A 7148-nucleotide genomic window follows, 5' to 3' on the forward strand; every position below is an offset into this window, starting at 1 on the left:
GACGCAGTCGAACTCATCGCATGTAGGTGCCAGCGAAGCCAACCGGAGGGCGATGCCCCCGGATGAATGCCGGAGCGAAGGAACCCCGAGCTTTAGCGAGGGGCCGTACGAAAGGGGCGAGACCTTTGCTTCCTTTGGGGCGTTTGCCCAAGGGAGTCGGCCGTCAGGGCGAAACCATAAGCCGCCGTTACTGCAGCAACGGATATGTACACAACACAACACAACACAACGCAACTACACCCGAGGCCCAACCAAAACCCCGGTATAACGCGCCAAAAACACCCCAAACGCCAAACACCAAAGCAACGCCGACGCCCCCAGACCAAACCCGGAAAACGGCACCAGAAACACCCGCAACAACCCCGCCAGCAGAACAAGCCCAAACCCCACAACTATCGCTCTCGACGGCAACAACGGCCGCCCCGTATGCCCCAAACTGACCCGAGCAATCATCGCCAACACCAACCCACCAATCCCCCCCACCGCCAGCGAATGAGTCGCCAAGCTCTGTTGCGACATCAGGCCCGCATGCCACAACGCCATGGCAAAAACCGCCACCACCAGCCAGACATAAGACAGATACAACGACCACAACAGCGGCACACGCCACATGCCCCGGTCATGCCAACGCCACAGACGAAACAGATGCAAAGCGCTCATCAGCACAAACACCGCTCCCAACCAAAGCCTGGGCACGTCATGCAAGCCGAGGGCGAATGTCAGCGCTACAAACAAGCCGCTTACCATCAGGACCCGGGTCGGCCATGGGTTGGCCGCGGGCACCGCCGGACGATTCAAACCACGCTGGATAAAGAACGGAATCACTCGTCCGCCGATCACACTCATCAGCGCAGCCACCAGCCACAACGCAGCCAGCACACCACGCCGTTGCAGGCCGACGTCGTCGATCCACAAGCCCCAAAGCGTCAGGGCCTGACACCCGGCCAACAGCGTGATCATCAGCAAGATCGGATAGTTATCGCGCTTGCCGGCGGCCACCAGGTCACGACCCAGAAACCACGCCAACAACGGCAGGAAGGGAATCTGCAACAGCAGCAACAACACAGGAGAAACGGGGAGTAACCATGCCAGTCGAGCCAACAGCCAGACCGCCACCAGCCCGATCAACCACCAGCCCCTGAGCCCAGGTCGACCGGTCCAGTTCGGCACTGCCGTCAGCAAGAATCCAGCAATGATTGCCACGGCAAAGCCGAAAGGCATTTCGTGTCTATGCCAGGCGAGCATGCCGCCCACCGGTTGCGCACCGGGCAATCGGCCGTACAACCACAGGGCCCAGATCGCTATCGCCAGCGCAGCGAACGTAGCCCCCGCCAGAAAGAACGGGCGAAACCCAAGACTGAAGAGTGGTAAAGCAGCCAGTTTGCGCATCAGGCCATCGCCACGGACGTTGGTTTACTCAACCGATGTTGGGACAGCAGGCGCATGACATAGCCGATTTTCAGCAGGGTTGGCCCGATGATGGTCATGGCATGCAACGACACCTGCGCCAGGATCGACAGATGGCCGCCGTACAGGTAAGCGCCGTAGATACCGGCCAGCAGCATCGCTAGGCCAACGCCAAGCACTTGGTTGGAAAGTTGCAGAACATTCTGAGGATTGCTGAAGAAATGGAACATTTACCGTACTCCTGTAGCAGTTCAGTTGTACGGGAGAGGTATCAAGTCTCGTGCCAGATATTCAGCCCCTATAAATCAGCATCTTGAAAGAAAACATGTCATATAGACTCCACCAACATCTGGTCGTATAGACACGGATAGATGTCATTATGACTATCATGATCGATTAGAGAGGTTGTAGGAGCGAGCTTGCTCGCGATGGACTTGAGAGCACCGCGTTTATCCAATTAACACGCGGTATCGTTAACCACCATCGCGTGCAAGCTCGCTCCTACAGGTGAGGCGATCTACGGCAGCACCAGACACGCACAGGCTGGCTACGCTGATAATCCAGCATGCTAAAACCTGCCAAGGAGACCCGCCATGCTCCACGCTCAAAACAAAATCACGCCCTGCCTGTGGTTCGATAGCCAGGCCGAAGAGGCCGCGAAATTCTATTGCGCGATATTCGATCATTCGAAGATCACCGCCATCACGCACTATGGCAAGGCCGGTCAGGAGGTCCATGGTCATCCGGAGGGCTCAGTATTGACGGTCAGCTTCGAACTCGACGGACATACATTCACCGGCCTCAACGGAGGTCCGAATTTCAAGTTCAACGAGGCGATCTCGCTTCAGGTCAACTGCCAGACGCAGGAGGAAGTCGATCACTTCTGGGGACGGCTGTCCGATGGCGGACCGGCTGAGGCGCAGCAATGTGGCTGGCTCAAGGACAAATACGGTGTGTCCTGGCAGATTGTGCCGGTGGTGATGATGGAAATGCTCAAGGACCCTGACACGACAAAATCCCAACGCGCGATGGCCGCAATGATGGAGATGAAAAAGCTCGATATCGCCGCGTTGCAACAAGCCTTTAACGGTGAGAGCTAATACACTGCGTGGCTGATCTCTCAAGGACTGACCATGAAGCTCTCCAAGTCCAGGGGGCCCGACAAGGCCCCGCAGTTCTGGCGCGATGACGCCCTGCCCTTCATCGAAGCCCGTGCAATCGCCGACGGGCGCGAGGTCTGTTACACCCGGCATTCCCACGAGCATTTTTCCATCGGTGCGATCACTGCCGGACGCAGTACCTACATCCATGAGCAATCGCAATGGGAGGTCGGTGCCGGCACTGTCGTGTTGATGAATCCTGGCGATGTCCACGCCTGCAACCCGATCGATAACCAGCCCTGGTCGTACCTGATGCTGTACGTCGATAGCGCATGGCTTACCGACTTGCAGCATCAACTGGGGTTCAGCGATGACCTGGCGTTTCGCCGCTTCGCGACCACCCACAGTCAGGACGAAGGCTTGTTTACCGGCCTCAAGGATTTGTATGAAGTGCTGGTCGATCAACAACAGGACGTGATGGGCAAGCACAGCGCGGCCGTTGAGTTTTTCAGTGACGTGCAGCTGCGACTCAACCCGGCCGAACCACCGCTGCGCGAACCGAACTTCAAGCTTGAACGCGCTGCCGATTTCATTCGCGAGCACTGCACGCAAGTCCTCAAGCTCGAAGACATTTGCGAAGCGGCCCAATTGTCACCGTCGTACTTGATCCGCGCGTTCAAGCAGCATTACGGCATGACACCCCACGCGTTCCTGGTCAACCGGCGTATTCAGTTCGCCCAGGACCAGCTACGCAACGGCAAGCTGATCGCCGACGTGGCACTGGAAGCGGGATTTGCCGATCAGGCGCATTTCCAACGGGCGTTCAAGCAGCATCTGGCGGCGACGCCTGGGCAATATCGCGGCTGAAAAAGTGATTAGGGCAACACCAGGTACACCGCACTCACTGCCAGTAACGACGCCATGACCCGGTTGAACCAGCGCATGCCTGCCGGGTTGTTCAGATAGCCGCGCAAAAACGTCCCGGCGTATGCCCAGCAACCGACCGACACATAGCAGATCACCAGGTAAACCGCCGCGAACTGCCAGACCAGACGTGCCTCGCCATCGGCGACAAATGCGCCCATGCCAGCCACACACGCCAGCCAGGCCTTGGGATTGAGCCATTGCATCACCGCGCCATACATCATCGACGGCGCACGGCCCGAATCCTGGGTTTCAAGCTTGCCGTTATCGGCAGCCAGTTTGAAAGCCATGTACAGCAGGAACGCCACGCCGGCCCACTGCACCACCTGAGTCATGGCCGGCCAAAGCTGCAACAACTCATGCATACCAAGCCCCATCAGCACCAGCAGCAACACAAACCCCAGGGTCGCCCCGGCCACATGTCGCTGACTGGCCTTGAAGCCAAACCGCGCCCCGGAACTCAACGCCACGATATTCACCGGGCCCGGCGTAATTGAAGCGGCCAACGCAAACGCGGCCATGGACATGATCAAACTCATCGCACACCTGCTCTCAAGTCAATTGAACCAGGCCCCAAGGTAAAGAGGCCTGCGGTGGGCGTATTGAAGAAAACTACCCTTTGGGCAGCCGGCTATGAGTAGTAGCTCACCACCCTTTTCACCTTCACCAACGCGGCGCGCAGTGAATCCATATCCACCGAACCTAATGCCAGGCGAATAGCGTGGGGTACATGGGCGGTGATCGCAAAGGGTTCGGCGGGCGACACCGACACCTGTTCGCGCATCAATGCCATGGCGATCTGATCGGCCCGGGCGTCCTCCTGCAACGGCAGCCAGATGAAATATGAAGACGGATGGCTGATGACCTTGAGCCCCGCCAATACCTCGCGGGCCAAGGTTTGCCGGGCTTGGGCGTCCGCACGCTTGTGCGCTTCCAGTTTTTGGACGGTGCCGTCGTCGAGCCAGGCCGTGGCAATGGCCGTCATCACGCCCGGCGTGTTCCAGGTGGTCGCCATGATGGTGCGTTCAAAACCCGCGATCCATCGGGACGGTGCGGCCACAAACCCGACGCGCAATCCGGTGGCGATGTTTTTTGATAAACCGGATACGTACACGGTTCTTTCCGGGGCCATTTGCGCCAGAGGCGGTGGCGCGTTGTCGGCGAGAAAAGCATAGGCCGCGTCTTCGATGATCGTCAGGTCATGCTGGCGAGCAATGGCCACCAGGCGTTTACGCTGATCCGCGCCCATCACCCAGCCCAGGGGGTTGTGCATGGTCGGCATCGAGTACACGGCGCGCACTGGACGACTGCGGCACAGTGTGTCCAGGGCTGATAAATCGGGGCCTTTGTCCGTGACGGGAATGGGCAGGACTTCAAGGTGCAGCGTTTCGGCCAGCGTCTTGAACCCCGGATAAGTCAGCGCGTCGGCGGCGATCACATCGCCAGGCTTGAGCAGCGTCATCATCACCACCGCCAGGCCATGTTGAGCGCCACTGACGATCAACACCTGTTCGGCGGGAACATTCAGGCCGCGATCAACCAGATGGCGAGCGACCGAGGCCCGCTCATGCAGGCGCCCCGCGTGGGGCTGGTAACGCAGCAACGACTCCAGGTCGCCGGACAACGCAAGCTGACGTAACGCATTGCGTAGCAGGTCCGCTTGACCGGGCAATGACGGGTAATTGAAGTTGAGGTCAATCATTCCCGCCGCTACCACCGACTGGGAAATGCCTTGGCCAGGCGGCAGTGACGTCTCCCGCACAAAAGTCCCGCGACCGGTTTCGCCGCTGACCAGCCCCATCCTTTCGAGCTCGGCATATACCCGGCTGGCAGTGACCAGCGCCAACCCTTGCTCAGTGGCGAGCTGGCGGTGAGTCGGCAGGCGCGTCCCCGGCGGCAAACGGCCCGAGCGAATGTCGGCGGCGAAGTTGTCTACCAGGCTCTTGTAGCGGGATCGAGGCATGTCGCGATGTATCCATGACAATTTTTTGATTGTCTCGATAGTCAACCCTACGATGACTTTCATGCAACCAGACAATGAGCGTGAAGCAAATGGAACGGACCTCGAACCTGCAAAACCGGACGCTGGAAGGCAATGCCAGCGGCTGGATCAATGGCCTGATCGGCGTAGTGATTTTCAGCGGTTCGCTCCCGGCAACACGGGTGGCGGTGCTTGAATTCGATCCGGTATTCCTGACCGTGGCCCGCGCCACCATCGCCGCGATGCTGGCGCTGTGTCTGTTGCTGATGTTCAAGGAGCGACGTCCGGCGCGCCCTCAGCTTGTGCCGCTGATCATCGTCGCGCTCGGTGTGGTGGTAGGGTTTCCATTGCTGACGGCCCTGGCATTGCAGTATGTAACGTCTGCGCATTCGATCGTGTACGTCGGCCTGCTGCCTCTCGCCACCGCGGTGTTCGGCGTGTTGCGAGGTGGCGAACGCCCGCGACCGGTATTCTGGATTTTCTCGATATTGGGCAGTCTGCTGGTGGTCGGGTTCGCCTTGTCTCAAGGCCTGACCGCTTCGCCACAAGGCGACATCCTGATGCTGTTGGCGATCCTGGCCTGCGGCCTCGGATATGCCGAAGGCGCTAAGTTGTCCCGCTCGCTCGGCGGTTGGCAGGTGATCTCCTGGGCGCTGGTGCTGGCGTTGCCGGTCATGGCCGCGCTGACGTGGTGGCGGATGCCGGCGTCGTTCGGTGCAATCAGCACGCCCGCGTGGTTCAGCCTGGCCTACGTTTCGCTGTTCAGCATGTTGATCGGCTTCGTCTTCTGGTATCGCGGGCTGGCCCAGGGCGGGATCGCCGCCGTCGGCCAGCTGCAGTTGCTTCAGCCTTTCTTTGGCCTGGCACTGGCGGCGACCTTGCTGCACGAACAGGTCAGCCTTGGCATGCTCGGTGTGACGGTCGCAGTGATCCTCTGCGTCGTCGGTGCGAAGAAATTCGCCAAGTGATGGGCATGACATTCGCTCCCCCGTGTACGGCAATTTACACCCATGACTGTATGGGTCATGGGTATCGGCTCTTGTGATAAAAATACCGGTCTCGCAACAGGAGCCTGGTCATGGATCTCGCCACCCTCACACTCTTTCTTCCGGCCTGCTTCGCGCTGAACATGGCACCGGGTCCGAACAACTTGCTGTCGGTCAGCAACTCCACCCGTTATGGCTACCGTACCGCGTGCCTCGCCGGGATCGGCCGCCTGCTGGCGTTCGCCGGGATGATCGCCCTCGCCTCGGCGGGCCTGACCGTGGTGCTGCAAACCTCTGAGCTGCTGTTCTATGGGATCAAGATTCTGGGCGCCGCCTATCTGTTCTACCTCGCCTGGCAATTGTGGCGAGCGGACCCCGGTGTAGATAACGTGGTGACTGGCGCGCCCGCAGGCATGCTGGCATTGGCCCGGCAGGAGTTTCTGGTGGCGGCGGGTAACCCGAAGGCGATCCTGATCTTCACCGCGTTCCTGCCTCAATTCGTCGATTCCACCCGCGCCATCACGCCACAATTCGCGGTGCTGGGCGCACTGTTCCTGGTGCTGGAATGGATCGCCATCGCGGCATACGCCTACATGGGCCTGCACATGCGCCGCTGGTTCGCAAAACCGTCGGGCAAGCGGATGTTCAACCGCTGCTGCGCGGGGTTGCTGACGGGGGCGGCTTCGGTGTTGCTGATGGCACGTCGCGCTTGAGCCCGAACCCCATTTCTATGCAGGAGCTGCCGCAGGC

The 7148-nt window shown here is 59.8% G+C and carries 8 protein-coding genes; 4 read left to right on the forward strand and 4 right to left on the reverse strand.

All coding sequences use genetic code 11. The features are described from left to right. Positions 1-234: 234 nt before the first annotated feature. Complete coding sequence (locus tag ACRESJ_RS29370) at positions 235-1389, reverse strand: NnrS family protein (protein ID WP_431761010.1); 1155 nt, start codon at positions 1387-1389, stop codon at positions 235-237. After that, positions 1389-1637, reverse strand: a complete 249-nt coding sequence (locus ACRESJ_RS29375; protein ID WP_431761011.1) for a transmembrane sensor/regulator PpyR — start codon at positions 1635-1637, stop codon at positions 1389-1391. The genes ACRESJ_RS29370 and ACRESJ_RS29375 overlap by 1 nt, the downstream gene beginning before the upstream one ends. Positions 1638-2000: 363 nt before the next feature. On the opposite strand from ACRESJ_RS29375, the gene ACRESJ_RS29380 reads away from it, so the two are divergent. Both ACRESJ_RS29380 and ACRESJ_RS29385 read left to right on the forward strand, forming a co-directional pair. Next, a complete protein-coding gene (locus tag ACRESJ_RS29380) occupies positions 2001-2507 on the forward strand; it encodes a VOC family protein (RefSeq protein WP_431761012.1) in 507 nt (168 codons plus the stop codon). A gap of 33 nt (positions 2508-2540) precedes the next feature. Continuing rightward, positions 2541-3374 carry a helix-turn-helix domain-containing protein gene (locus tag ACRESJ_RS29385; protein ID WP_431761013.1) on the forward strand — a complete coding sequence of 278 codons (834 nt, stop codon included), beginning with the start codon at positions 2541-2543 and terminating at the stop codon, positions 3372-3374. Positions 3375-3382: 8 nt separating this feature from the next. Here ACRESJ_RS29385 and ACRESJ_RS29390 read toward each other — a convergent pair whose 3' ends face one another. Both ACRESJ_RS29390 and ACRESJ_RS29395 read right to left on the reverse strand, forming a co-directional pair. After that, positions 3383-3970: a LysE family translocator gene (locus tag ACRESJ_RS29390; RefSeq protein ID WP_431761014.1), complete on the reverse strand. Its 588-nt coding sequence runs from the start codon at positions 3968-3970 to the stop codon at positions 3383-3385. 92 nt (positions 3971-4062) lie between these two features. Next, on the reverse strand, positions 4063-5394 hold the full coding sequence (locus ACRESJ_RS29395; RefSeq protein WP_431761015.1) for a PLP-dependent aminotransferase family protein: 1332 nt from the start codon (positions 5392-5394) through the stop codon (positions 4063-4065). 89 nt (positions 5395-5483) lie between these two features. Between ACRESJ_RS29395 and ACRESJ_RS29400 the strand changes: the two genes are divergently transcribed. Together ACRESJ_RS29400 and ACRESJ_RS29405 are read left to right on the forward strand one after the other, a co-directional pair. After that, complete coding sequence (locus ACRESJ_RS29400; protein WP_431761016.1) at positions 5484-6380, forward strand: DMT family transporter; 897 nt, start codon at positions 5484-5486, stop codon at positions 6378-6380. 110 nt (positions 6381-6490) lie between these two features. Next, entirely contained in the window at positions 6491-7111 is a 621-nt protein-coding gene (locus ACRESJ_RS29405) for a LysE family translocator (protein WP_431761017.1), read from the forward strand. Positions 7112-7148 lie beyond the last annotated feature (37 nt).

Source organism: Pseudomonas sp., assembly GCF_050739655.1.
Lineage (GTDB): Bacteria > Pseudomonadota > Gammaproteobacteria > Pseudomonadales > Pseudomonadaceae > Aquipseudomonas.